A 25,381-nucleotide genomic window follows, 5' to 3' on the forward strand; every position below is an offset into this window, starting at 1 on the left:
GGGGGGGGGGTGGGGGGGCGGGGGGGGGGGCGGGGGCCGGCCCCCCCCCCCCGCCCCCCCCCCACCCGTCTAAGAGGGAGACTGTCGTGCGTTACCGCACGGTCTCTCATCTGACGACCCAATCGTTATTCGTGACACGTGGTGCGCGTCCTCTCATATCGTAGGATGGGTGGAGCGCGGCACATTCGGCATCAGGATAGTGACGTGCATCGCGCGCAACCCATCATGGGGCCGACGACGGCGCCAGGCCACACGTGCCCTGCGATCAGCATCCTCACGACGCAAGACACCGCGTAAGCTCCCCAAGGCCGCCCGCGCGGCCGGCCGGGGGCGGGCACCGCAAGATCTTCCCACCCACCCCACCGTGCGCAAGGACCTCAAGAACCCCGTCCGTCCCCGCTGACGCCAGATTGCAACTATCAGAGCCCGGCGTGGCGGTGGCCCGGGGTGCGGGGGGCGTCGATCAGCCCGAGGGAATCCGAAGGCAGTTGCCGCAGGCAACAACGAGGATGACAAGGGGGAAGTCCGGAGCGAAGGCTCCGGACCGCAATCGTTGCCCCCCGCGCCCCGGGCCACCGCCGCGCCGGGCGTCTAAAGAACCCAACCTTCAACGCTAAAAAAGCCAAAAAAAACTACTGCGCACTCTCCCCCGGTAACCCATCGCTCACCTCAGCCAGCGCATTCTTCATATCCTCGTAACTGATCACGCGCTCGTTCTGAAAACTCCCGAGGACTCCCCGGCAGCCGTCCACGCCGGACCGCTTCATCTCGTCCATCATGGTCTTCCCTTCGCTCAAGCCCTTCTGATAAAGCGCCTCGTAGCCGCTCGCAGAAAACCCGTATTCCTGCGCGTACTGCGTCAGGTTCTTCTTGGCGGTCGCCTGGTGTTGGGCCAGGTCGGGTTCGGACGCCCCGCAGGCGCGGGCGGCGCCGTTGGAGGCGCCTGCGGCGACGACGAAGGAATCGTATTGGGCCTGTTCGTTCGCGTCCGGGGCCGCCCAGGCCGGGGCGGCGGCGGTGGCCAGGACCCAGGCCAGGCCAGTCAAGATCTTGCGCATCGGTGAATCTCCGCTTGATGCCCGCGCGCCGGTCAACCCGGACGCGGCGGGCGTGGGTTACTACATCATTATGGCAAGCAGCCGTTTCCATGCGGTGATGCGGGGGTGTGGAGTCGTTTCAGACTGTGCATCTTTTTTTCCCGAGCCTTGTCGGGCAGCAGGCAGACCGCACAGGAACTATGATGGAGGTTGTGAGGCGCTCCTGCCTCAATGCAACACCCCTACATCCTGGAGATTTACATGACGATCAAAGTCGGCGACCGCGTGCCGGATGGCACCCTGACCGAATTCATCGAAACCGAAACCGCCGGCTGCTCGCTGGGCCCCAACGCGTTCCAGGTCGCCGACCTGACCCGCGGCAAGACCATCGCGCTGTTCGCCGTTCCGGGCGCCTTCACCCCGACCTGCTCGGCCAAGCATCTGCCTGGCTACGTCGAGCAAGCCGCTGCGCTGAAGGCCAAGGGCGTGGATGAAATCTGGTGCGTGTCCGTCAACGACGCGTTCGTCATGGGCGCCTGGGGCCGCGAACAGAAGACCGACGGCAAAGTCCGCATGCTGGCTGACGGCTCGGCCCTGTGGACCAAGGAACTCGGCCTGGAACTGGATCTGATCGCACGCGGCATGGGCGTGCGTTCGCAACGCTACTCGGCCCTGATCGTCGATGGCGTGGTCAAGCAACTGAACGTGGAAGCGGCTGGCAAGTTCGAAGTCAGCGACGCCGCCACGATGTTGTCGCAAGCCTGATCTAACGTAGTTCCTGTTTTACCGCTCAACGCGGCAGGCTGCCTTTGCAGCCTGCCGTGCTAATGCCAGCAGCGGTTGCCAACGCCATGCTCGCCACCCTCTCTTCTTTCTCGTCGCTGTATTTCGCGACCTTGCTGATGCTTATCGGCACGGGTCTGTTCAACACCTACATGGGCTTGCGCCTGACTGCGCAGTCGGTCAGCGAGGTGTGGATCGGCGTGTTGATCGCCGGCTACTACCTGGGCCTGGTGTGTGGGGCGCGGTTGGGGCACAAGCTCATCATCCGCGTAGGCCATATCCGGGCGTTCGTCGCCTGTGCGGCCATTGCCACCAGCATGATCCTGGCGCAGACGCTGGTCGATTCCATGCCGCTCTGGCTGGTGTTCCGCATCATTTCCGGCGTGGTGATGGTGACCGAATTCATGGTCATCGAAAGCTGGCTGAACGAACAGACGGAAAACCATCAGCGCGGCCGCGTGTTTTCCGTCTACATGGTGGTGTCCGGCCTGGGTACGGTGCTGGGGCAATTGGCGCTGACCGCCTATGCCACGCTGGACCTGCGGCCGTTGACCCTGGTGGCCATGTGCCTGGTGCTGTGCCTGGTACCGATCGCCGTCACGGCGCGCTCGCACCCGCCCACGCCGTTGCCGGCGCCGCTGGACATCCGCTTTTTCATGCGCCGCGTGCCGTTGTCGATGACCGTGCTGTTCGTGGCGGGCAACCTTTCCGGGGCGTTTTATGGCCTGGCGGCCGTCTATGGCGCCAAGCATGGCTTGTCCACGTCCCAGGCTGCGATCTTCGTTGCCGCCGCCGTCACCGCCGGCCTGCTGTCGCAATGGCCGATGGGCTGGCTGTCCGACCGCATCAACCGTGCCGGGCTGATCCGCTTCAACGCCTTGCTGCTGGTGCTGCTGCCCACCGTGATGTGGGGCTGGCTGGTCTTGCCGTACTGGGCCATGGTGGCCTTGTCGTGCGTCTTTGGCGTGTTGCAGTTCACTTTGTATCCGCTGGGCGCCGCGTTCGCGAACGACCACGTCGAATCCGAGCGCCGTGTCAGCCTGTCCGCCGTGCTGCTCATGACCTATGGCGTGGGCGCCTGTATCGGCCCGATGGTCGCGGGCCTGCTGATGTCTTTGGCCGGGCCCAGCATGTACTACGTCTTCATTTCTGCCTGCGCGCTGATCCTGGTCTGGCAGGTGCGTCCCACGCGCGTCACGGGCGCGCATCAGGTCGACGAAGCGCCGACCCATTTCGTGCCCATGCCCGACACGCTGCAAAGCTCGCCCGCGGCGGCGGTGCTGGATCCGCGCGTGGACCCCGAGAACGATATCGCCATGGAAATGGTGCAGCCCGATCCGTCGGCGGCGCCCACACCGCCGGTCGTTGAGCCTGCAGCCGCGGAGGAGCCGACAGCCGCGGAGGAGCCGACAGCCGAGGCTGCGGCAGCCGGTGCTGCGGCAACCGACTCGGGGGCGCCCGAGGCCGAGGACGCCGTCGAACGCGAGCGCCGTACCGGCACCTGAGGCGTGCGCGCCTACCAGGGCGCCATCAGCACGATGGCGGCCAGCGCCAGGGCGATGCCCAGCAGGTTGACGCGGGTCAGCGGCTCGCGGAAGGCCAGGGCGCCGACCAGCGTGCCCAGCGTGATCACGCCCATGTTCATGGACGCGAACACCAGGGCCGGGTGCTCGGGCAATGACTGGTGGGCGCGGATATAGGTCAGGATATTGCCGAAGTTGGCCAGGCCCAGCGCCACGCCCGCCAGCACGTGGCGGCGTTCCCAGCGGATCCGGCGATACAGCAGCACCCCCAGCATCAGCACGCCCGCCAGTATGAAGGCCAGCAACAGGCCGCCGGCAAAGGCGGTGCCGGCGCGGGCGACTTGCTTGAACAGGATGTCGATCACCCCATAACCCGCCCAGACCACCAGGGGCCATAACCAGGCCGCCCGGCTGTCCGCGGACGGTTGTGCGGTGGAGGCAGGGCGGCGCAGCAGGCAGGCCAGCGCGCTGAACGCCAGTAGGATCGCCGCCAGTTTGCGGCCGCTGACGGGTTCGCCGAACAGCAAGAACGCGGCCAGCAGGGGAATGAACAGCGACAGGCGCTGCGCCGCGTCGCTGCGCACAATGCCGGCATGGCGCACCGCAGCCGCCATTGCCAGGAAGACGCTGGGCAGCAGCACGCCCAGGGCGGCCAGCACGGCCCAGGGCGTGTGCGGCGTCACCAAGGTGGACGGATCGGGGCGCAGCACGCCCCAGCAAAGCAGGGCGGCCACCGCGTAGTTCACGGCGACGGCCTGTCGCACGTCCACCTCGTAGCGGCGGGCCAGCTTCAGCAGCACCGCGACGGTGACGCTGCACGTGACGCTGGCCAGCAGATACAGCACGCCAGGCGTCAGCGGCACGTGGCGCCTTCGACGGGCTGGTGATGACGCTGCGAGGCGTCCACCCGCAGCCCCAAGCGTTGCAGCAAGCGCTGGTCGGCTTCCATCTGCGGGTTGGCGGTGGTCAGCAGCGCGTCGCCGTAGAACATGGAGTTGGCGCCCGCCATGAAGCACAGCGCCTGCAACGCATCGTCCATCGCTTCGCGCCCGGCCGACAGGCGGACCGCTGCACGCGGCATGGTGATGCGCGCAACGGCGATGGTGCGCACGAACTCGAACGGATCCAGGGCTTCGACGTTGGCCAGCGGCGTGCCTTCGACCTGCACCAGATTGTTGATCGGCACCGACTCGGGGTAGGGCTCCATGCTGGCCAGCTGCGCGATCAGGCCGGCGCGTTCGCGCCGCGATTCGCCCATGCCCACGATGCCGCCGCAGCACACGTTGATGCCGGCGTCGCGCACGCGGTCCAGCGTATCCAGGCGGTCTTGGTAGGTGCGGGTGGAAATGATCTTGCCGTAGAACTCGGGCGAGGTGTCCAGGTTGTGGTTGTAGTAGTCCAGGCCGGCCTCTTTCAGCTGTTCAGCCTGGCCGTCGCGCAGCATGCCCAGCGTGACGCAGGTCTCCAGGCCCAGCGCCTTGACCGCGGTGACCATCTCGGCCACGGCTTCCAGGTGATGCGGTTTCGGGCTGCGCCAGGCGGCGCCCATGCAAAAGCGCTGCGCGCCGCCTGCCTGCGCGGCGCGGGCGGCGGCAACCACGTCTGCCAGCGGCATCAGCTTGTCGGCGTCCAGCCCGGTGTCGTAGTGCGAAGACTGCGGGCAATACGCGCAGTCCTCCGGACAGCCGCCGGTCTTGATCGACAGCAGGCTGGACAGTTGGATGGTGTTCGGATCGAAGTGGGCGCGGTGGACCTGTTGGGCGCGATGCACCAGGTCCATGAAGGGCAGCTCGTAAAGCGCCATGACGTCGACGGCGCTCCAGGCGGGCGCGGGCAAGTGCTTGGACGTCGTCGGGACGGGGATGTAGGCGGTCTGCATGAACGGGCTCCTGTCGGTCTTTCCGGAAATCGCGCCGCTTGCCGGAAAGCAAGGGCGGGATCGGCGGATCGTAAGAACCTGCGCAGGGTTTGCGCAATGCAGGAGCGGATGCGGAAAATGCAGGGCAGTTAGCGCCAGATTTTCCAGAAATCGAAGATTTTGGACGCTGCCGAGGATTAACGCGGCGTCATCTTCGCTGACGCCGCACCCTCGGATATTTTGATTCCAATTGTAAATGTTGGGCCTGGCACGCTATTCCTTGCCCGGTTTGGCCCGGATGCGCGTCGATTCGTGGCCCGTGATGCCCCGGTCGCGCGCCCAAACGATCGCCGCGCTGCGCCGGTGCACGCCGATCTTGCTGTAGATCGTGGCCACATGGTTGCGCACGGTGTTGCGCGATAACTTCAGGCTCTTGGCGATGCCGTCGTCGTCATGGCCCTGGCATAACAGGCCCAGCACTTCGCGTTCACGGGTCGTCAACTGCGCCAGCTCTGCGACGTCGCGGGTCGCGGGTGCGGGCTCGCGCAGTTGCGCCAGCTTTTCGATGATGCCCCGGCTGAACCAGGACGTGTCCTGCATCACCGCCTCGATCGCGGCAAGCAGTTCGGTCTCGGAGCGTTTGCGTTCGGTGATGTCCTGCATCACGATCAGCAGGCGGCGCTGGCCGCCGATCATCACCGGTTCCGCCGACACCAGGCAGTCCAGCTTGCCGCCGTCCTGCGTGCTTAACGTGGCTTCGCGGTTGCGGGCGCTTTCTCCCCGCTTCAGGCTGGCCGCCATGCCCTCGTAGGGCTGCAGCCCCAAGTCGGTCAGGGCCTGGCCCACGCTGGCTTCAGGCTCGGCCCCGGTGACTGCTGCAAACGCTTCATTGATGTCCAGCACATGCAGGGTGTCGCCTTCGCACACGGCCATCGGCACCGGCGCCAGCAGGAACGCCTTGGAGAAGCGCTCTTCGCTTTCACGCAGCGCAACTTCGGTGCGCTTGCGCGCTTCCAGATCGATGAAGGTGAACAGCATGCAGGGCTCGTCCTGCATATCGATGGGTTGTCCGGCCACCATCACAAACTTCGCGCCACCATCGGCTGTCTTCACCACGCCTTCGCGTTGCGCGATGGTCTGGCCTTCATTCAATTTGGCGACCGCAGCTTCCTTGTCTTCGCCGCCGTCCAGCACGTCCATTTCATACGCCGACTTGCCCAGCACGGCTTCGCGCGTGTAGCCCGTCATCTCCAGGAACCCCTGGTTCACTTTCACGTAGCGCAGATCGGACAGCCGGCAAATCAACGCCGGCGCCGGGTTGGCGCCGAAGGTGCGTTCGAAGCGTTGCTCGGCGTTCAGTTGGGCAGTCTGGTCGTGCAGGATCAGCACGCGGTAGTCGACGCCGTTGTCGCTGTCCAGGTTCAGGCCGCGGGCGCGCAGGTTGCGCAGGAAGTCCTCGTCGTCCTTGCGGCCCAGGTCCACCAGCAGGTCGTCGAACGGTTCGCCGGCTGCCAGCCGGTCCAGGGGATATTGGCGGGCGGCAACGCGATGATGGTTGCGGTAGGTGAGCGTGTAGCGTTTGCGGTAGCCGGCGGGGGTACCGCCCAATTCCGTCAGCGTTTCGACGCCGTGCAGTTCAAGCGCGCTGTCGTTGGCCCAGGCGATGGCGCCGTCGGGTTCGAGCACGATGATGCCTTCATTCAAACCCGCGATGATGCTTTGCAGGTGTTGGCGATGCGCTTGGGGTGTGGCGGCGTTTTCGGTCACGTAGGCCTCTTCGGTTCGCATGCATGAGCACACAGGATGAAGGCGCACGACGCTGCTGTCCAGAGAGCAAAACGGACGAGTCTTCGCGGCGGGGGGGAGGGTAGAGAGTGCGGCGGGCGCAGAAAAGCAAAAAGCTCCGGAATCCGGAGCTTCAGCGATGTGCTGCCATGCGATCAAGCACAAAGTGCTTGGCGGAGCGGACGGGGCTCGAACCCGCGACCCCCGGCGTGACAGGCCGGTATTCTAACCAACTGAACTACCGCTCCGCAGCGGTTTACTTGAACTTCATCACTACACTGCGGTGTCAAGGCAGCTTGGTACTACATGCCAGAAAAAGCTGGCGTCCCCTAGGGGATTCGAACCCCTGTACTCACCGTGAAAGGGTGATGTCCTAGGCCTCTAGACGAAGGGGACCTGAACTGAACAGAACTGCAAAACAACTTTACTACGGTACTGCGTACTGGTGGAGGTAAGCGGGATCGAACCGCTGACCTCTTGCATGCCATGCAAGCGCTCTCCCAGCTGAGCTATACCCCCCAGGGCGCCCTGATGTCTCACACTACAGACAACAAGGTCTCACACTCTATAAAAGCAAAAAGCCCCGAAGACGGAGCTCTTGAAAGACTCAGAGCGAGAGAGCTTTTGGCGGAGCGGACGGGGCTCGAACCCGCGACCCCCGGCGTGACAGGCCGGTATTCTAACCAACTGAACTACCGCTCCGCAGCGGCTTACTCAACTACTTTGTCACTTCAACTGCACTTATCTACTGCTTTACTGCGACCTGCATGCCAGAAAAACTGGCGTCCCCTAGGGGATTCGAACCCCTGTACTCACCGTGAAAGGGTGATGTCCTAGGCCTCTAGACGAAGGGGACTTGGACTTACAAACTACTTTCTTCGCTTTGGGCTGGTGGAGGTAAGCGGGATCGAACCGCTGACCTCTTGCATGCCATGCAAGCGCTCTCCCAGCTGAGCTATACCCCCGTTCTTCTAATCAATTCCTGCTACGTTTTACGATCGAAACACACGTTTTATAGTGCGCTTTTTCGTAGTTCGTTGCCGGTTTTGTTTAGTGCCGTTGGCGAAGAAACGAGATTATGCACGAACAAAATCGGGTGTGCAAGTCGCTTTGCGGCAAAAAGCGTAAAACGGGCAAAAAAACTGGGGTTGGATCGCCTTTTTTGCGCATTTTGTGCGCGATCCGGCGAATTACGGGCCGTGGTCCATTGATGCAGATTCCAAGAAAATCAAAGACTTGTGCAGATGCTATGGTGGGAGTGAATTTTTTTATTCATCATGCGCCTTTCGCGTGAAAAAAATTCGGTCGTATTCACTCGGGTACCTGGCATGAGCACACAGACTTCGTTTCCCACCCGGCCGCTTGGACGCAGCGGCATGGCCATCACGCGTATCGGCCTGGGCGCCTGGGCCATCGGCGGCAATGGCTGGGCGGTGGGTTGGGGGCCGCAGGACGACGCCGATTCCATCGCCGCCATCCGCCTGGCGGTGGACCGTGGCATCAACTGGATCGACACCGCGGCGGTGTACGGGTTGGGGCATTCCGAAGAAATCGTGCGGCGGGCGCTGGCGCAGATGGCGCCCGGCGACAGGCCTTATGTCTTCACCAAATGCGGGCTGACGTGGTCTGCTGAGAACCCGATGGCGACGCCGCGCCGTACGGGCGCACCCGCCAGCATTCGCCGTGAAGTCGAGGACTCGTTGCGGCGGCTGGGAGTCGAACGCATCGACCTCTACCAGATGCATTGGCCGGCGGGCGACGGCACGCCGATCGAGCGCTACTGGCAGGAACTGCTGGACTTGAAGCAGGCGGGGAAGGTCGGCGCCATCGGTTTGTCGAACCATAACCTGGCGCAATTGCAGGATGCCGAAGCGCTGGGCCACGTGGATTCGCTGCAGCCGCCATTCTCGGCGATCCAGCGCGCAGCCGCGGCCGACCTGATTCCGTGGTGCGCGGCGCATGACGTCGGTGTGATCGTCTACAGCCCGATGCAATCCGGCCTGCTGACCGGCGGTTTTTCAGCCGAGCGCGCCCGCGCATTGCCCGCGGACGACTGGCGCGCGCGCCATGCGGAATTTATGCCGCCCAATCTGACGCGCAATCTGGCCCTGGCCGACGCTTTCAAACCCATCGCTGAACGGCATGGCACGACCGTCGCGGCGGTAGCTGCCGCGTGGACGCTGGCGTGGCCCGGGGTGACGGGCGCCATCGTCGGTGCGCGCAGCGCCGCTCAGGTCAACGGGCTGCTGGGCGCTGCGGAATTGGAGTTGGATGGCGACGACCTGGATGCCGTCGCCGAGGCCATCGAATTGACGGGCGCGGGTGCCGGACCGCTGCGCCCGCCGGAAGACAGCGGCAAGCTGCCCGCCAACCTCTTCGCCTGAGTCCCGATCAGCCGCGGCGCGTTTTGCGGCTACTGCCGAAGGCGGCGATCAGCGCCAGGCCCACCAGCGCCAACGCGATCTTGTCGCCGAAGCGCGCGTAGGGCGTCAGGCCCGTCATGCCTTGCACCGACACCGGCAGCACGCCCGCCTGCAAAGGCGCAAGCTGGGCGGCGACATGGCCCTTGGCATCAATGGCGGCGGTGATGCCGGTATTGGTGGCCGTGAGCATCGGGCGAGCGGTTTCCATGGTGCGCAGTCGGCCGATCTGCAGGTGCTGGCGCAAAGCCCATGAATCGCCGAACCATCCCAGATTGCTGACGTTGACCAGGATGGTCGCGCCCGCCTCGCCGTTCGGGCCGGGCAGCAGCGCCGGCAGCAGGTCGGGGCCGAACAGGTCTTCGTAGCAGATGTTGAAGGCAATGTGCTGGCCGCCCACCGCGAAGGGCGTCTGGCGTTCCCCGCCGCGGTCGAAATCGCCCAGCGGGATGTTCAGCATGTCCACGAACCAGTGGAATCCCGGCGGCACGTATTCGCCCCAGGGCACCAGGTGGCGCTTGTCGTAGCGCATGGCGGTGCTACCGGCGACAAGCTGTTCGACCGGCGTATTGCCGTCAAAGCCCATCACGCTGTTGGTGTAGCGGTCGCGGCCATTGACGCGGTCGTGCAGCGGCACGCCCATGGCGATGGTCATGTTGCGTTGCGCGGCCACGCCGCGCCAGGCGTCCCAGACGCGGGGATCCAGCTGGTCCTGGAAGATCGGCAGCACGGTTTCGGGCAGGATCACCAGTTGCGGGGCGGGAACGCCCGCCGCCGGCGGCAGCGCCGTCATTTCCAGGTGGCGCACCAGGCTTTGTTCCAGCAGGGCGGGATCGAACTTTTGCGACTGTTCGATGTTGCCCTGGACCAGCCGCACGTTGAGCGGATCGCCGGTGGGCGAGGACCAGTCCACGCGCGACAGCGGCCAGCCGGCGGCGGCCAGCGCGACGGCGATGCCGGCGGCCAGTGCCTGGCGCGAGTCCATGGCCTTTTTGCGGGACGGTTGCCACAGGCTGGCGATCGCGGCCGCGACGAACGCGGCGACGAACGCCATGCCGTGCACCCCGACGATGGGCGCCCAGCCGGCGATGGGGCTGTCGACCTGCGCGTAACCGATATTCAGCCACGGAAAGCCGGTCAGCAGCACGGCCCGCAGCCATTCGAAGCCTGCCCACAGCGCGGCCCAGGCCAGTGTGGCGGCCAGGATGCGGGAGGGCGGCGCGCCGTTTTCCAGCGGCGTGTAGCGGCGTGCGAGCGCGCTGGCCGTGGCGGGAAACAGCGCCAGGAAGGAAGACAGCGCAAGCACGCCGGCCACCGCCAGCGGCGCGGCCAGATCGCCGTAGCGATGCATGCTGATGAAGAGCCAGTACAGACCCACCGCGTAGGTGACGAACGCGAACAGCCATCCGCGCGCCCAGGCCTGTTTGGCCGACGGGGCAGTGAGGGTGACGCGCGCGGCGATCGCCAGCGCCAGGATCTGCGTGATGGCCAGCGCCCAATCCGGCAAGGGGCCGGGCGCGAAGGTCAGGGCGTGCACGGCGCCCGCCAGCATCAAGCCGGCGGCGCCGCGCAGGAGTCGGCTGCGCGGGGTACGGCTCATGCGTCGTCGGCGGGGCGGGAAGTTTGGGTGGGGGTGTTGCGCTTGACGCGCAGCCAGATGGCGCGGCGGGCGTCGCCGCGCGCCACTTCCATGCGCAGGCCGTCGAATTCGGCGATGTCGCCACGGCGGGGGATGCGGCCTAATTGGCCGCCCATCCAGCCGCCGACGCTGTCGTATTCGTCGTCGGGCAACTGGCAGCCGAACACCTCGTTGAAGTGCGAGATATCCGTGGCGGCCAGCACGCGCCACTGGTTTTCGCCCTCCGGGAAGATCGAGTCTTCTTCGGTTTCGTCGAATTCGTCTTCGATGTCGCCGACGATCTGCTCCAGCACGTCTTCCATCGTGACCAGGCCGGAAATGCCGCCATGCTCATCGATGACGATGGCCTGGTGGTTGCGGCTGGCGCGGAATTCGTGCAACAGCACGTTCAGGCGCTTGGATTCGGGGATGAACACGGCGGGGCGGACCAGCGTGCGCACTTCGATGCCGGGTTCCAGCATGCAGCGCAGCAGATCCTTGGCCAGCAGGATGCCGATGATGTTGTCGCGGTCGCCTTCGTAGACCGGAAAACGCGAATGCGCGGTTTCGATCACCGTGGCCACGAGATAGGGGATGGGCTGGGTGACGTCCAGCAGGTCCATGCGCGAACGCGGAACCATGATGTCGCCGACGGTGCCCTCGGACACGGCCAGCGCGCCCTTGATCATCTTGTAGGACTCAGCGTCCAGCAGGTTGCGGTCGTGCGCGGCTTCCAGAATGGCCTTGATGCCTTCGCGGTCCTCGGGCTCTCGGCGCACAAGGGAAAGCAGGCGGTCTAGAAGGGATTTGGTGGCGGGTTTGGCTGAGCGAGCAGAGGTCGCTTCGGGAGCAGGGTAAGGGTCAGACATCGTCCGGGAGGACAAGTTATGGAGGGGCCAGCATAACCGAAACTGGCTTCCCGTTTGTAACGGGGGCCATGAAAATGGGGCCAATCGACGGCATCTGCGTCTTGCTTGGCGCCATTTTCCTGCAATTTCTAGGGGTAGACCCGAAGTGCCCGCGCCGGGCGCTAGTCTGCCGCGACGTAGGGATCGGCAATGCCCATCTGCGCCAGCGTGGCGGTTTCCAGGGCTTCCATCCGCTTGGCGTCACGCGCCTTGATGTGGTCATAGCCCAGCGAATGCAGGACGCCGTGCAGCGTCAGGTGGGCGGCGTGGTCCAGCAGCGGCTTGCGCTGTTCCCGGGCCTCGCGCACCAGCACGGGCACGCACATGACGATGTCGCCGCGGGCCACGCCCAGGGGATCCACGCCGTACTCAAACGTCAAGACGTTGGTGGCGTAGTCGCGCTCGCGGAAATCCCGGTTCAGGCGGCGGCCTTCGGCGGCGCCGACCAGCCGCAGGCTGAGTTCGGCGGCCGAAAATTCGACCAGGCCGTCTTGCGCCGCGGCGGCCAGGGCGCGTTCAGCCCACCGGCGCAGGCGCCAGCGGGGCAGGCGGGGTTCTTCCACCCCGTACTGGACGGACAGGGACAGCTCAGGCTTCATTTTCGGAGGCGCGATCGTAGGCGTCGACGATGCGGGCGACCAGCGGGTGGCGCACGACATCGCGGCTGGTGAAACGGGTGGTGGCGATGCCCTGGACGTCGTGCAGCACCTTGACCGCATGGGCCAGGCCGCTGTCCTGGCCGCGCGGCAGGTCCACCTGCGACGGATCGCCGGTGATCACGGCCTTGCTGCCGAAGCCGATGCGCGTCAGGAACATCTTCATCTGTTCCGGCGTGGTGTTCTGGGCTTCATCCAGGATAACGAAGGCATGGTTCAGCGTGCGGCCGCGCATGTAGGCCAGCGGGGCGATCTCGATCGTCTGCTTTTCGAACAGGCGTTGCACCTTCTCGAAGCCCATCAGATCGTAGAGCGCGTCATACAGCGGGCGCAGATACGGGTCGACTTTCTGGGCCAGGTCGCCGGGCAGGAATCCCAGCCGCTCGCCGGCTTCGACGGCCGGCCGGGTCAGCACCAGGCGCTGCACCGTGTCGCGTTCCATCGCGTCGATGGCGCAGGCCACGGCCAGCCAGGTCTTGCCGGTGCCAGCGGGGCCCACGCCAAAGGTGATGTCGTGCTTGAGGATGTTGTTCAGGTAGTCGCGCTGGCGCGGCGTGCGCGGGCGCAGGTCGCTGCGCTTGGTGCGCAGCGCGATGCCGTCGCTTTCGTCGTCCAGGGCGGGCAGCGGGTCGGCTTCGCGCGCCGGCTCGTCCTTCTGCTTCTCTTCCAGCCGTCCCACGCCGATCTCGACCAGGCCCAGCTGGATGTCGTCGACGGACAGGGCGCGGTGCACGGCCTGTTCATGGAAGCGTCGCAGCACCCGGCCGGCCAGTTCAGCCTGTTCGCCTTCGATGGTGACGCGGCTGCCGCGGCGCGAGAGCTTGACGCCCATGCCGTCGGCAAGCTGCCGCAGGTTTTCGTCCAGCGGGCCGCACAGATTGGCCAGGTGGGTGTTGTCGCCGTCCAGGTTGACGACGGCGGGCATGCTGCGACGGGCGCGGGAACGGGGAGTGGTCATTCGGCCTCTTGGGGAACGCGGTCCACGTCTGCCACCCGGGCGCGCAACGAATTGGTGTGCGCTTCGGTGATGATGACGTCGACCATTTGTCCGATGAGCCGCGCGGGCGCGGCGAAGTTCACGATGCGGTTGTTCTCGGTGCGGCCCATCAGTTCGTTGGGGTCGCGGCGCGAGGGGCCTTCCACCAGCAGGCGCTGGCGCGTGCCGACCATGTTGCGGGCGATGGTGGCCGCCTGCTCGTTGATCAGCGCCTGCAGGCGCTGCAGCCGGCGCAGCTTGACGTCTTGCGGCGTATCGTCGGTCAGGTCGGCCGCGGGCGTGCCCGGGCGGCGCGAGTAGACGAACGAGAACGAGGTGTCGAAACCGACGTCCTCGATCAGCTTCATCGTCTTTTCGAAGTCTTCTTCCGTTTCGCCGGGAAAACCCACGATGAAGTCGGACGACAGGGTCAGGTCGGGGCGGGCGGCGCGCAGGCGGCGGACCACCGACTTGAATTCCAGCGTGGTGTAGCCGCGCTTCATGCCGGCCAGCACCCGGTCGCTGCCGGCTTGCACGGGCAGGTGCAGGAACGACACCAGTTTGGGCAGGCGGGCGTAGGCGTCCACCATGCGCTGGGTCATTTCCTTGGGGTGCGAGGTCGTGTAGCGGATGCGTTCGATGCCGGGGATCTCGTGCACGTACTCCAGCAGCATGGCGAAGTCGGCGATGTCGTCCGTGCCTTCCATCTTGCCGCGGTAGGCGTTCACGTTCTGGCCCAGCAGCGTCACTTCCTTGACGCCCTGGTCGGCCAGGTCGGCCACTTCGACCAGCACGTCTTCGAAGGGGCGCGAGACTTCCTCGCCGCGCGTGTAAGGCACGACGCAGAAGCTGCAATACTTGCTACAGCCTTCCATGATCGAGACGAACGCGGTCGCGCCGTCGACGCGCGGGGGCGGCATGTTGTCGAACTTTTCGATCTCGGGGAAGCTGATGTCCACCTGGGACCGGCCTTCGGCGCGGCGGCGCGCAATCAGGTCGGGCAGGCGGTGCAGGGTCTGCGGGCCGAACACCACGTCCACATAGGGCGCGCGCTTGACGATGGCCGCGCCTTCCTGACTGGCCACGCAGCCGCCGACCCCGATCACCAGATTCGGGTTCGTTTTCTTCAAGTGCTGCACGCGGCCCAGGTCCGAGAAGACTTTTTCCTGCGCCTTCTCGCGCACCGAACAGGTGTTGAACAGGATGACGTCGGCCTCTTCCGGGTTATCGGTCAGCTCAAGGCCCTGGTCGCCACGCAGCACGTCGGCCATCTTGTCCGAGTCGTACTCGTTCATCTGGCAGCCGAAGGTGCGGATATACAGCTTGCGGGGGGAGCCGGCGCCGGTGTTTTCGAGGGCGTCTGCGAGGGGGGAGGCGGCGTTGCCGCCGTCGGGCGCGTTGCCGCGCTTCAGGGAGGTAGCTTGCATGATGGTCGCCGTGACGGGTGTAGATCCCGGGGGCTGATGGGCTGGAAAGGCGGAATTTTAACCCTTGCGCGAAAATTGTTTCTTGGTGCCGCGGGCGGTCGCCGTTACGATAGCGGTCCGGCCGGCTTTCAGCGGGCGGTAATATTTCTCATTTTCTTTGAGCGGTACCGATGACACCCAATCCCATGACGCCTCCGGTCGCCGCTCCTGCGGCCCCCGCCGCGCCTGGCCTGCCCGTACCGGACGAAGTCCGCAATCCGTTCTCGTTGGCCACCTGGTTGCTGCTGGGCGTTGCCTTGGCTGCCGCGGCCGCTGCCTGCGCCCGCTGGGTGGATCTGCCGCTGGCCATCTGGATCAAGCAGTCGGTGTCCGACGGCGTGAACGAGTCCTTCGAATGGGTGGGGCAAATGGGCGAGAGCGGCCCGTACATCGGCGTGGCGCTGGCCTTTTACGTCGTTGGCCTGATCGGCCTGGCGCGCGGCTGGCGCAACCCCTTGCGCATGAGCTACGCCAGCATGGCGCGCGGCAGCCTGCTGATGCTGTCCACGATGGCCGTGGGCGGGCTGGTGGTGCTGGTGCTGAAACGGTCGGTGGCGCGGGCCCGTCCCGAATTGTTTTTCGAGAAAGGCATCTACGGGCTGGGCGAATCCTTTTCGCGCGTGCAGCAGTTCAATTCCTTTCCCTCCAGCCACACCTACGCCGCGTTCGCCGTGGCGGTCGTCCTGGGCATCCTGGCCCCGCGCTGGCGCGCGGCCTTCCTGCTGCTGGCGGCGCTGGTGGCGATGAGCCGGCTGGTCAATCTGGACCACTACCTGTCCGACGTAATGACCGCAGCGGGCATCGCCGTGCTGGTCGGCCACGTGTTGGCGCCTCGCGTGCTGTGCAGCAAGTACCAATGGCCGCTGCGCGCGCCGTGGCGGTGGTGGAAAAAGGGCTGAACGTCCGCACGAAAAAAAGGGCCGCGATCCATTCGCGGCCCTTTTTTCATGGCGTCGGAGGGGGCCCGCTTTAAGCGAAGCCCACCACCACGCGCCGGTTGGTGCGGCTCTTCTTTTCGATCTTGGTGACGGCGATGGCGCCGATCTCTGTCGTATTGCGCACATGCGTGCCGCCACAGGGCTGGCGGTCGACGCCCGGGATGTCGATGATGCGGATCTTGGCGGTGCCGGCAGGAGGCGCGGCGCCCACCGTGCGGACCAGGTCGGGTTGCGCGGCCAGTTCTTCGGGCGTGATGCCGTTGACCGCGACGTCGAGGCCGCGGTTGATCAGCGCATTCAGCCGTTCGGTCAGATCCGTCTTCTCCAGCGTGGACTCGGGCAGGTCGAAATCGATGCGGGCGGAGTCGGGGGAAATGCTGCACCCGGTCACCGGCGCGGGCACCAGCGAACCCAGCAAATGCAGACAGGTATGCAGGCGCATCAGCCGGTGGCGGCGGGCCCAATTGATGGACACGGTGACGCGGTCGCCGACTTGCGGGGCGGCGTCGCCTTCCAGCACGTGGAGGATACGTTGGCGGTCGTCGGCGTAGACGGTGTCCGTCAGCGTCAGGACGCGGCCGTCCGCCAGGGTCAGCGTGCCGCTGTCGCCCGCTTGGCCGCCGCTGCGCGCGTAGCAGACGGTCTCGTCCAGTTCGATGCCCTCGGGATTCACGGCGATGACGGTGGCGTCGCACTGGCCCAGGTAGGGCTCGTCGTCGAATCGTTTGCGGGTGGCGGGCATAGGGTGGTCTCCGGTTTGGCGAGTTGAATTGTTGTTATCGGGTGGGGTCATGCCAGCGTCTTGACGCCCTGGGGGGTATCGATCTGCGCCCACAGGCGCGGGGTGCCGCTGGCTTGTTCAAGGTCGATCAGGGTGTCTGCGCCCATCCAGGTCAGGCCCTGGCGCAGCAGGCCGGCCTGCGGATGGCTGCCCGTCAGGCGGACCAGCTTCAAGGGTTGGCGCGGCAGGCTGATGCCGGGGTAGGCGTCCACGTCCCATTGGATCAGCGTGGGCAGAAGGCCATCGCCTGCGGCATGGCCGGCTTCGCGCCAGACCGGCAGGCTGCCATCGTCCGGCACCGTCAAGCGCCAGCGCAGGTCGCCCCGGGTCATGGGGATGACGGGCGCGATGCGCTCGGGATGCTCGGCCTGCATGCGGGTCAGGTCCATGGGCGCTTCGACCCGCGCCGCCCAGTGCGCCAGGAACGGCCCCTGTTCCAGGCGTGCGCGCACGTCGCCCTGGTCAAGTCCAAACCAGCGCGCACGCTCGGGCGGCGGCGCATCGGGATCGATGGCGATCACTTCCAGGTAGATGCCGTCGGCCATGCCCAGCACCCGGTTATGGGTGCCCATGCGCGGGTGGACGCCGCCGCCTTGCGGCGCGATGCCCAGAAGGTCTGCAACGTAGTGCGTGCCGCTGGCAAGGTCCGCCGCGGCGATGACGAGATGATCGATGGATAGTTTCATGGTGTTCCTATGGTAGCCAATGCTGGCGCATTCGTACCCGTACACCGGTAAGCGGACGGTCGGTACAGTGGCCGGGTCAGGCGGTGACCGTGATGGCGGCAGTGTCGGACTGGCGGGCTTTGCGCACGCGGATCTCTACATGCTGGTCCAGAGAGACCAGCGCTTGCATCAGCCGCTCCAACGAGACGTTCAGCAACTTGTAGCGCCGGATCTGCGACACCTTGGGCTGGGTCATGCCGGTCAGCGTGGCAACTTCGGTTTGATTCAGGCCGCGTTGGTCGATCAAATCATTGAATTTGATGGCTAATTGGACTTTCGCGGTCAAGTCGGCGGCGTCCTCAAAACCCAGGTCGTATAAGACGTTGCGGGTGCTCGTGCTTGATTGGGTCATCGGGGGCTCCTGTTTGGGTCGTGACGGGTCAACGGCCTGATTGAATGACATACAACTGCATGCCCATGCTTTTTTGAACGGCCACGGGGAATGTCTTGAAGTCTTTCTTGGAGGAGCCTTCCCAATGCAACGCCCTAGGGCAGTCGGTTTTCATGAATATACCTGTTCGGATATATAAGTCAATCTGCCTTCTTGGCGAGAGCGGCCAAGGTAATCGGACATAGGACAATGCGGCTAGTCGTGGAAACCGAGGCCGGCCTCGGCTTTCCACGGGCTCAGAAAGCAAAAAACCCGTCGCAAGCGACGGGTTTTTGTTTGACGCGCGAAGCAGGTCAGGCGACTTCGCCTTCTTCGCCATCCTTCTTGACCGGCTTGATCAGGTCTTCGCGCTTGACGCCCATCCACATGGCCAGCGCGGCGGCGACGAACACCGACGAGTAGATACCGAACCAGATGCCGATGGTGAGTGCCATGGCGAAGTAGTGCAGGGTGGGGCCGCCGAAAAACAGCATGGCCAGCACCATCATCTGCGTCGAACCGTGCGTGATGATGGTTCGCGAGATGGTCTGCGTGATGGCGCTGTTGATCACTTCGTGCACGTCCGCCTTGCGGTACTTGCGGAAGTTCTCGCGGATCCGGTCCATGATGACCACGGATTCGTTCACGGAGTAGCCCAGCACCGCCAGCACGCCCGCCAGCACCGACAGCGAGAATTCCCACTGGAAGAACGCGAAGAAGCCCAGGATGATCACCACGTCGTGCAGGTTGGCGATCACGCCGGCGACGGCGAACTTCCATTCGAAGCGGAAGCCCAGGTAGACCATGATGCCGATGACCACCACCAGCAAGGCCATCAGGCCGTTGTGCAGCAGCTCCTGGCCGACCTGAGGACCGACGAATTCCACGCGGCGCAGTTCGACGCCGGAATCGGCCGTCTTCAGCGCGGCCATGACGGTTTCGCTTTGGGTCGCCGACGTTTGGCCTTCCTGCAGCGGCAGGCGGATCATCACGTCGTGCGAGGTGCCGAAGTTCTGCACCTGGAAGTCGGTGTAGCCCAGCTTGGACACCACGCCGCGCACGTTTTCAAGCTGCGCCGTCTGGGCGTAGTTGACTTCCATGACCGTGCCGCCGGTGAATTCGATCGACAGGTGGAACCCGCGGGTCACGATGAAGAAGACCGCCAGGATGAACGTGACGAGACTGATGATGTTCAGCACCAACGCATGGCGCATGAACGGGATAGTGCGGTGAATCCGGAAAAATTCCATTTTTCGCCTTCGGTTCTTTGCTGTGGCGGACGGCTTGCGCCGCCCGCTTTATGTTCAGTTTGCCTTCGGTTTCCAGATTTCACCGATGGAGATCGTGGTGAGCTTCTTCTTGCGGCCGTAGTACAGGTTGGCCAGGGCGCGCACGCCCACCACCGACGAGAACATCGAAGTCAGGATGCCCAGGCAGTGCACCACGGCGAAGCCCCGGATCGGGCCCGAACCGAAGGCCAGCAGCGCCAGGCCCACGATGAGCGTCGTGAGGTTCGAGTCAAGAATGGTGCCCCAGGCGCGTTCGAACCCCTGATGGATGGCTTGCTGCGGCGTGGCGCCCGCCCGCAACTCTTCCCGTATCCGCTCGTTGATCAGCACGTTCGAGTCAATGGCCATGCCGAGCGTCAGCGCGATAGCGGCGATGCCTGGCAGGGTGAGCGTGGCCTGCAGCATGGACAGCAGCGCCAGCAGCAGCAGCACGTTCAGGGTCAGGCCGACCGTGGAGAACACGCCGAACAGGTGGTAGTACAGGATGATGAAGACGGCGATGGCCAGGAAACCGTACAGCGTCGAATGGAAGCCCTTCGAGATGTTGTCGGCGCCCAGGCTCGGGCCGATGGTGCGTTCTTCGATGATGGACATCGGTGCGGCCAAGGCGCCTGCGCGCAGCAGCAGGGCGGTGTCGGCGGCTTCTTCGGAGCTCATGCTGCCCGAGATCTGCACCTGCCCGCCCGCGATTTCGCTGCGGATGACCGGCGCCGTGACCACTTCGCCCTTGCCGTTTTCGAACAGCAGGATGGCCATGCGCTTGCCGATGTTGTCGCGGGTGACGTCGCGGAAGATGCGGGCGCCCTTGGAATCCAGCGTCAGGTGGACGGCGGCCTGCTGCGTTTGGGAATCGCGGCCCGGCTGGGCGTCTTGCAGGTTTTCACCCGTCAGGACGACCTGGCGGCGGACCAGGATCGGACGGCCGTCGCGGTCGTTGTAGCGCTCCAGGCCGAAGGGCACGGTGCCGCCCAGCAGCGCGGCTTGCGCGGTGGGGGTGTCGTCGACCATACGGATTTCAAGCGTGGCGGTGCGGCCCAGCAGTTCCTTGGCCTTGGCCACGTCTTGCACGCCGGGCAACTGCACCACGATGCGGTCGGACCCTTGTTGCTGGATGACCGGTTCGGCCACGCCCAGTTCGTTGATCCGGTTGTGCAGGGTGTTGATGTTCTGCTTCAGCGCGGAATCTTGCACGCGCTGGACGGCGGCCGGGTTCAGGGCGCCCATCAGCAGCTGCTTGCCGTTTTCTTCGCGTTCGGTGAATTCCAGGTCGGGCAGGCGGGTGCGCAGGGTCGAGATGGCGCGGTCGCGATCGTCCGTGTTGGCGAAGGTGGCGGCAACGCCCATGCCCGAGCGTTCGACGCCGGCCACGTTGACCTTCTGGTCGCGCAGCACCGAGCGCACGTCGGCGGCCAGCGAGTCGTAGCGGGCGGTCAGGGCGCCTTGCATGTCGACCTGCAGCAGGAAGTGCACGCCGCCGCGCAAGTCCAGGCCCAGGTACATAGGCTTGGGGGCGAACCAGCCCATCGCGCGCATCCAGGCGGGCGACGCGGGCAGCAGGTTCAGCGCCACGGTGTAGTGCGGGTCGCCGGCGACGGTGTTCAGGGATTTGTCGATCAGGTCGCGGGCCTGCAATTGCAGGTCGGTCGACGTGAAGCGGGCGCGCACGGTGCCGAGCGTGCCGTTGGTTTCGAAGAAGACCCCTTCATTTGGGATCTTGGCGTCCGTCAGGATCTGCTCGACCCGGCTCAGCATGGCCGGATCCACCTTGATGGTGGCCTTGGCGCTGGAAACCTGGACGGCAGGGGATTCGCCGTAGAAATTGGGAAGCGTGTACAGCAGGCCAATGATGACCGCGATCAGGACCGTAATGTACTTCCAGAGGGGATAGCGGTTCATTGCCGGCTACTTCATGTAAGAGTGATGAAAGGGCCGCCCGAGCGGCAAGCGCAGCGGGCGGCGGTAGGCGCCATCGGACAAAAGAGCCCGACGGGGCTCCTATGGGACGCTTACAGGGCCTTGATGGTTCCCTTGGGCAGCACGGTCGAAACCGACGACTTCTGCATGATCACTTCCACCGGCTTGTCGGCCAGTTCGGAGACTTCAACAGTCACGTAGCTGTCGTTGACCTTGGTGACCTTGCCGAGCATGCCGCCGGCGGTGACCACTTCGTCGCCCTTGGCCAGTGCGGCGATCAGGTTACGGTGCTCTTTTTGGCGCTTCATCTGGGGACGGATCATCAGGAAATAGAGGATCACGAACATCAAGACGATGGGCAGCATGCCCATCAGCGCATTGCCTTCAGGGGCGGCTTGAGCCACGACGAGGCTGGCGGTATCGATAACGGACATTGAATTCTCCTGCGTTTAAGTCTGTTTGGGTTGTTTATTGCCTGGGCTGGCCATGCCCGGATTTTCTATGCCATGAAGGATCATGGCGGGTCACGGCGAGTCACGGCCATACTTTAGCTGTGTTTTTATGCACCCATCCCCGCGCGAGCCATGGATAGGGCAAGCCGACTATTGTATCTATCTTATTGCTGGCCTTTCACTAGGGAGGGATCCCAATCAATGGGGGCGAATCCAGGATAGAAAAGCCCCTAACTGAAAAAAGGGTTCTCGGCGCTCAGGCTTGCTGCCCCGGGGGGATGCATTTACCGCCGGTCAACCCGGCGGTAAATGGGCCCCGGATCACTCGATGCCGCGGGCGCGGTCGGCGGCGAATTGGGCGCGCCAGGCGTCGAAGCGGCCTTCGGCGATGGCTTCGCGCATTTCCTTCATGATGGTCAGGTAGAAATGCAGGTTGTGCAGCGTATTGAGCCGTGCGCCGGTGATTTCGTTGGCGCGCTGCAGGTGGTGCAGGTAGGCGCGCGAGAAATTGGCGCAGGTGTGGCATGCGCAGCTGGGGTCCAGCGGACGGGTGTCGTCGCGGTACTTGGCGTTGCGGATCTTGACGTCGCCGAAGCGGGTGAACAGCCAGCCGTTGCGGGCGTTGCGGGTGGGCATGACGCAGTCGAACATGTCCACGCCGCGCGAGACGCCTTCGACCAGGTCTTCCGGCGTGCCCACGCCCATCAGGTAGCGGGGCGCCTGGGCCGGCAGCTTGGGCGTCACGTGCGCCAGGATGCGCATCATGTCTTCCTTGGGCTCGCCCACCGACAGGCCGCCGATGGCGTACCCATGGAAGCCGATGTCCTGCAGGCCGGCCAGGGATTCGTCGCGCAGCGCTTCGTACATGCCGCCCTGGACGATGCCGAAGAGCGCGTTGGGGTTGCCCAAGCGGTCGAATTCCTCGCGCGAGCGGCGCGCCCAGCGCAATGACATGCGCATCGAGCGGGCGGCTTCTTCCACCGTGGCGGGGCGGCCGTCGATCTCATAGGGCGTGCATTCGTCGAACACCATGACGATGTCGGAATTCAGCGAGCGCTGGATGCGCATGGATTCTTCCGGCGTCAGGAACAGGCGCGCGCCGTCGATGGGCGAGGCGAACTTCACGCCTTCCTCGGTGATCTTGCGCATGCCTTGCAGGCTGAACACCTGGAAACCGCCGGAATCGGTCAGGATCGGCTTGTCCCACTGCATGAAGCCGTGCAGGCCGCCATGCTTTTCCATGATTTCCGTGCCCGGGCGCAGCCACAGGTGGAACGTGTTGCCCAGCACGATCTGCGAGCCGATCTCTTTGAGCTCGTGCGGCATCATGGCTTTGACGCTGCCATAGGTGCCGACAGGCATGAAGATGGGGGTTTCGACCACGCCGTGGTTCAGCGTGATGCGGCCGCGGCGGGCGCCGCCGTCAGTGGCGAGCAGTTCGAAGTTCAGTCCGGTCATGAGGCAGGGGATTCAATGAACATGGCGTCGCCATAGCTGAAGAAGCGGTAGCGCTGGGCTACCGCATGGGCGTAGGCGCGGCGGATCGGCTCGACGCCGGCCAGCGCCGACACCAGCATCAGCAGGGTCGACTGGGGAAGGTGGAAGTTGGTGACCAGCGCGTCCACGACGCGGTACTGGTAGCCCGGGGTGATGAACAGGCGCGTGTCGCCCTGGGCGGCGGCCAGCGGCAGCCCGGGGGCCGTGCGGCCTTCGGTCTGGGCGGCGGCGGATTCCAGGGCGCGCACGCTGGTCGTGCCGACGGCGATCACGCGGCCGCCGCGGGCGCGGGCGGCGGCGATGGCATCCACCGTGGCTTGCGGCACCGTGAACCATTCGGCGTGCATGATGTGGTCGGCCAGGTTGTCCACGCGCACCGGCTGGAACGTGCCCGCGCCCACGTGCAGCGTGACGAACGCGCGCTCCACGCCCAGGTCGGCCAGGCGGTCCAGGGTAGGCTGGTCGAAGTGCAGGCCGGCGGTGGGCGCCGCCACGGCGCCGGGTTCGCGGGCGTAGACGGTCTGATAGCGGTCGTCGTCGCCGGCGTCGGCCGCGTGCGTGATGTAGGGCGGAAGCGGCGTGGCGCCGTGGGCGTCCAGCAAGTCCAGCACGGGGCCGGGGAAGCGGATGTCGAACAGTTCGCCCTCGCGGCCCAGCACCGTGGCGTCGAAGGCGTCGGCCAGGCGCAGCACCATGCCGGGGCCGGGCGATTTACTGGCGCGCACATGGGCCAGGACCCGGTCGGTCTCGGTGATGCGTTCGACCAGGACCTCGATCTTGCCGCCGGTGATCTTGTGGCCCGGCAGGCGGGCCTTGATGACGCGGGTGTCATTGAAGATAAGCAGGTCGCCCGCGCGCAGCAGGCCGGCCAGATCGGCGAATTGCCGGTCGTGCAGCTGGCTGGCGCCGTCCAGGTGCAGCAGGCGGCTGCCCGTGCGTTCGGCGGCAGGCGTCTGCGCGATGAGTTCGGGCGGCAGCTCGTAATTGAAATCGGAAACGGTCAGGGACTGGGTCACGCGGGTATCTGTCTGTCAGAGGGGGGCGGCCCGGCAAAAACCGCGGGCCGCGCCGGCCGGGCCGGCTCGGGGCAACCCGATATTGTAAAGGGGACAGTTAATAGGGGCGGAACCATGGCGAAACGCCGCGTCCCGCCGTATAACTGCGTTCTACGCCGTAGCGGATCGGCGCGATGCAAAAAACGACATCCGCGTACCCAAGGAGACACCGCATGACCCCTCGTCGCACCCTGATGGCCGCCGCTCTGGCGGCCTTGCTGGCTATGGGCGCCGCGCCCGCGCTGGCGCAAGTGAAGATCGGCGCCACCCTGTCCACCACCGGCCCGCAAGCGTCGCTGGGCATCCCCGAGCGCAATACCATCAGCCTGCTGCCCACCGAAATCGGTGGCGTGAAGGTCGAATACGTTGTGCTGGATGACGCGTCCGACACCACGCGGGCCGTCAGCAATTCGCACAAACTGATCTCCGAGAACAAGGTGGACCTGATCGTCGGCTCCACCACGACGCCCAACACGATGGCCATGCTGGATACCGTGGCGACCGGCACGACGCCGGTGATCACGCTGGCCTCGTCGGCCCGGCTGATCGAACCGGTGGACGACAAGCGGCGCTGGGTGTTCAAGACGCCGCACTCCGATTCGCTGATGGCCGAGGGCATTGCGCGCCATGCCGCGGCCAATGGCGTGAAGAAGCTGGCCTTCGTCGGCTTCAACAACGCCTTGGGCGAGACATTCTGGGTGGAAATCGAAAAAGCCGCCAAGAAGCACGGCATCGAGGTCGTCGGCAAGGAGAGCTTTGCGCCGACCGACACGTCGGCCGTGGCCCAGACCCTGAAGCTGATCGGCGCAGCGCCGGATGCCGTGGTGGTCGGCGCCTCCGGCACGCCGGCTGCCATGCCGGCCCGCGACCTGCGCGAACGCGGGTTCAAGGGCAAGATCTATTTCAACCACGGCGTGGCCAATAACGACTTCCTGCGCGTGTGCGGCACGGCGTGCGAGGGCGCGTGGGTGCCGGTGGGGCCGGTGATGGTGGCCGACCTGCTGCCCGACAACAACCCCGTCAAGGCCACGGCGCAGGCCTTCGCCAAGAAGTACGAGGCCGCCAACGGCGCGGGCAGTGTGTCGCTTTTTGCCGCCTATACCTGGGACGTGGGCCTGTTGCTGCAACAGGCCATCCCCGTGGCCTTGAAGACGGCCAAGCCCGGCACGCCCGAGTTCCGGGCGGCGCTGCGCGACGCGCTGGAAAACGTCAAGAACCTGCCCACCGCGACGGGCGTGGTCAGCATGAGCCCCACCGACCATAACGGGCTGGACGAACGGGCGCTGGTGATGGCGACCGTCGCGTCCGGCAAGTGGCGGCTTCAATAAAG

General features: G+C 65.3%; 22 protein-coding genes and 6 tRNA genes. 5 read left to right on the top strand and 23 right to left on the bottom strand.

Annotation, left to right across the window (positions count from 1 at the left end):
• Positions 1–632: 632 nt before the first annotated feature.
• Complete coding sequence (locus AC27VE_RS06165) at positions 633–1,058, bottom strand: hypothetical protein (protein ID WP_088589590.1); 426 nt, start codon at positions 1,056–1,058, stop codon at positions 633–635.
• Between the two features lie 240 nt (positions 1,059–1,298).
• Between AC27VE_RS06165 and AC27VE_RS06170 the strand changes: the two genes are divergently transcribed.
• Both AC27VE_RS06170 and AC27VE_RS06175 read left to right on the top strand, forming a co-directional pair.
• Positions 1,299–1,802, top strand: coding sequence for a peroxiredoxin (locus tag AC27VE_RS06170; protein WP_006222696.1), 504 nt, complete (start codon positions 1,299–1,301; stop codon positions 1,800–1,802).
• Positions 1,803–1,888: 86 nt separating this feature from the next.
• Positions 1,889–3,325 (top strand): MFS transporter, encoded by a 1,437-nt coding sequence (locus AC27VE_RS06175; protein WP_488703342.1) that lies wholly within the window; start codon positions 1,889–1,891, stop codon positions 3,323–3,325.
• Between the two features lie 11 nt (positions 3,326–3,336).
• Here the strand turns inward: AC27VE_RS06175 and AC27VE_RS06180 are convergent, their stop codons facing one another.
• From AC27VE_RS06180 to AC27VE_RS06220, 9 genes are all read right to left on the bottom strand, one after another.
• On the bottom strand, positions 3,337–4,200 hold the full coding sequence (locus AC27VE_RS06180) for an EamA family transporter (RefSeq protein ID WP_488703404.1): 864 nt from the start codon (positions 4,198–4,200) through the stop codon (positions 3,337–3,339).
• Positions 4,197–5,222 (bottom strand): biotin synthase BioB, encoded by a 1,026-nt coding sequence (gene bioB, locus AC27VE_RS06185; protein ID WP_488703343.1) that lies wholly within the window; start codon positions 5,220–5,222, stop codon positions 4,197–4,199. Before bioB ends, AC27VE_RS06180 begins: the two co-directional genes overlap by 4 nt.
• Positions 5,223–5,474: 252 nt before the next feature.
• On the bottom strand, positions 5,475–6,989 hold the full coding sequence (locus AC27VE_RS06190) for a PAS domain S-box protein (RefSeq protein ID WP_427960402.1): 1,515 nt from the start codon (positions 6,987–6,989) through the stop codon (positions 5,475–5,477).
• A gap of 168 nt (positions 6,990–7,157) precedes the next feature.
• A tRNA-Asp gene (locus AC27VE_RS06195) sits at positions 7,158–7,234 on the bottom strand.
• Between the two features lie 72 nt (positions 7,235–7,306).
• Positions 7,307–7,382, bottom strand: a tRNA-Glu gene (locus AC27VE_RS06200).
• 47 nt (positions 7,383–7,429) lie between these two features.
• A tRNA-Ala gene (locus AC27VE_RS06205) sits at positions 7,430–7,505 on the bottom strand.
• A 106-nt stretch (positions 7,506–7,611) separates the two neighbouring features.
• Positions 7,612–7,688, bottom strand: a tRNA-Asp gene (locus AC27VE_RS06210).
• Between the two features lie 78 nt (positions 7,689–7,766).
• Positions 7,767–7,842: transfer RNA gene (locus AC27VE_RS06215), tRNA-Glu, on the bottom strand.
• A gap of 33 nt (positions 7,843–7,875) precedes the next feature.
• Positions 7,876–7,951: transfer RNA gene (locus tag AC27VE_RS06220), tRNA-Ala, on the bottom strand.
• Positions 7,952–8,314: 363 nt separating this feature from the next.
• Between AC27VE_RS06220 and AC27VE_RS06225 the strand changes: the two genes are divergently transcribed.
• Positions 8,315–9,370 (top strand): aldo/keto reductase, encoded by a 1,056-nt coding sequence (locus AC27VE_RS06225; RefSeq protein ID WP_315141154.1) that lies wholly within the window; start codon positions 8,315–8,317, stop codon positions 9,368–9,370.
• A gap of 7 nt (positions 9,371–9,377) precedes the next feature.
• On the opposite strand, the gene lnt is transcribed toward AC27VE_RS06225, so the two are convergent.
• From lnt to miaB, 5 genes are all read right to left on the bottom strand, one after another.
• Entirely contained in the window at positions 9,378–11,006 is a 1,629-nt protein-coding gene (lnt, locus tag AC27VE_RS06230; RefSeq protein WP_315141156.1) for an apolipoprotein N-acyltransferase, read from the bottom strand.
• Complete coding sequence (locus AC27VE_RS06235) at positions 11,003–11,893, bottom strand: CorC family transporter (RefSeq protein ID WP_488703344.1); 891 nt, start codon at positions 11,891–11,893, stop codon at positions 11,003–11,005. The genes lnt and AC27VE_RS06235 overlap by 4 nt, the downstream gene beginning before the upstream one ends.
• Positions 11,894–12,054: 161 nt before the next feature.
• Positions 12,055–12,531: an rRNA maturation RNase YbeY gene (gene ybeY, locus AC27VE_RS06240; protein WP_088589599.1), complete on the bottom strand. Its 477-nt coding sequence runs from the start codon at positions 12,529–12,531 to the stop codon at positions 12,055–12,057.
• Positions 12,521–13,546: a PhoH family protein gene (locus tag AC27VE_RS06245; RefSeq protein ID WP_280029683.1), complete on the bottom strand. Its 1,026-nt coding sequence runs from the start codon at positions 13,544–13,546 to the stop codon at positions 12,521–12,523. Before AC27VE_RS06245 ends, ybeY begins: the two co-directional genes overlap by 11 nt.
• Entirely contained in the window at positions 13,543–14,991 is a 1,449-nt protein-coding gene (miaB, locus tag AC27VE_RS06250; RefSeq protein ID WP_006222706.1) for a tRNA (N6-isopentenyl adenosine(37)-C2)-methylthiotransferase MiaB, read from the bottom strand. The genes AC27VE_RS06245 and miaB overlap by 4 nt, the downstream gene beginning before the upstream one ends.
• 170 nt (positions 14,992–15,161) lie before the next feature.
• Between miaB and AC27VE_RS06255 the strand changes: the two genes are divergently transcribed.
• Positions 15,162–15,929, top strand: coding sequence for a phosphatase PAP2 family protein (locus AC27VE_RS06255; protein ID WP_088589601.1), 768 nt, complete (start codon positions 15,162–15,164; stop codon positions 15,927–15,929).
• A gap of 70 nt (positions 15,930–15,999) precedes the next feature.
• Here the strand turns inward: AC27VE_RS06255 and AC27VE_RS06260 are convergent, their stop codons facing one another.
• From AC27VE_RS06260 to queA, 8 genes are all read right to left on the bottom strand, one after another.
• On the bottom strand, positions 16,000–16,710 hold the full coding sequence (locus AC27VE_RS06260) for an alanyl-tRNA editing protein (RefSeq protein ID WP_488703345.1): 711 nt from the start codon (positions 16,708–16,710) through the stop codon (positions 16,000–16,002).
• 47 nt (positions 16,711–16,757) lie between these two features.
• A complete protein-coding gene (locus AC27VE_RS06265) occupies positions 16,758–17,435 on the bottom strand; it encodes a VOC family protein (protein WP_488703346.1) in 678 nt (225 codons plus the stop codon).
• 76 nt (positions 17,436–17,511) lie between these two features.
• Complete coding sequence (locus AC27VE_RS06270; protein WP_006222710.1) at positions 17,512–17,826, bottom strand: helix-turn-helix domain-containing protein; 315 nt, start codon at positions 17,824–17,826, stop codon at positions 17,512–17,514.
• Between the two features lie 332 nt (positions 17,827–18,158).
• A complete protein-coding gene (gene secF, locus AC27VE_RS06275; RefSeq protein WP_006222711.1) occupies positions 18,159–19,094 on the bottom strand; it encodes a protein translocase subunit SecF in 936 nt (311 codons plus the stop codon).
• A 54-nt stretch (positions 19,095–19,148) separates the two neighbouring features.
• Positions 19,149–21,029 (bottom strand): protein translocase subunit SecD, encoded by a 1,881-nt coding sequence (gene secD, locus AC27VE_RS06280; protein ID WP_006222712.1) that lies wholly within the window; start codon positions 21,027–21,029, stop codon positions 19,149–19,151.
• Between the two features lie 110 nt (positions 21,030–21,139).
• Positions 21,140–21,481 (bottom strand): preprotein translocase subunit YajC, encoded by a 342-nt coding sequence (gene yajC, locus AC27VE_RS06285; RefSeq protein WP_175177388.1) that lies wholly within the window; start codon positions 21,479–21,481, stop codon positions 21,140–21,142.
• Between the two features lie 339 nt (positions 21,482–21,820).
• On the bottom strand, positions 21,821–22,957 hold the full coding sequence (gene tgt, locus AC27VE_RS06290) for a tRNA guanosine(34) transglycosylase Tgt (RefSeq protein WP_006222713.1): 1,137 nt from the start codon (positions 22,955–22,957) through the stop codon (positions 21,821–21,823).
• Positions 22,954–24,012, bottom strand: coding sequence for a tRNA preQ1(34) S-adenosylmethionine ribosyltransferase-isomerase QueA (gene queA / locus AC27VE_RS06295; RefSeq protein WP_088591157.1), 1,059 nt, complete (start codon positions 24,010–24,012; stop codon positions 22,954–22,956). The genes tgt and queA overlap by 4 nt, the downstream gene beginning before the upstream one ends.
• 212 nt (positions 24,013–24,224) lie before the next feature.
• Between queA and AC27VE_RS06300 the strand changes: the two genes are divergently transcribed.
• The gene (locus AC27VE_RS06300) at positions 24,225–25,379 is read left to right on the top strand and encodes an ABC transporter substrate-binding protein (protein WP_280029674.1); all 1,155 of its coding nucleotides are present in this window, start codon (positions 24,225–24,227) and stop codon (positions 25,377–25,379) included.
• The last annotated feature ends 2 nt before the right edge of the window (positions 25,380–25,381 follow it).

The organism is Achromobacter sp. 18P8.1.1, from assembly GCF_057799415.1.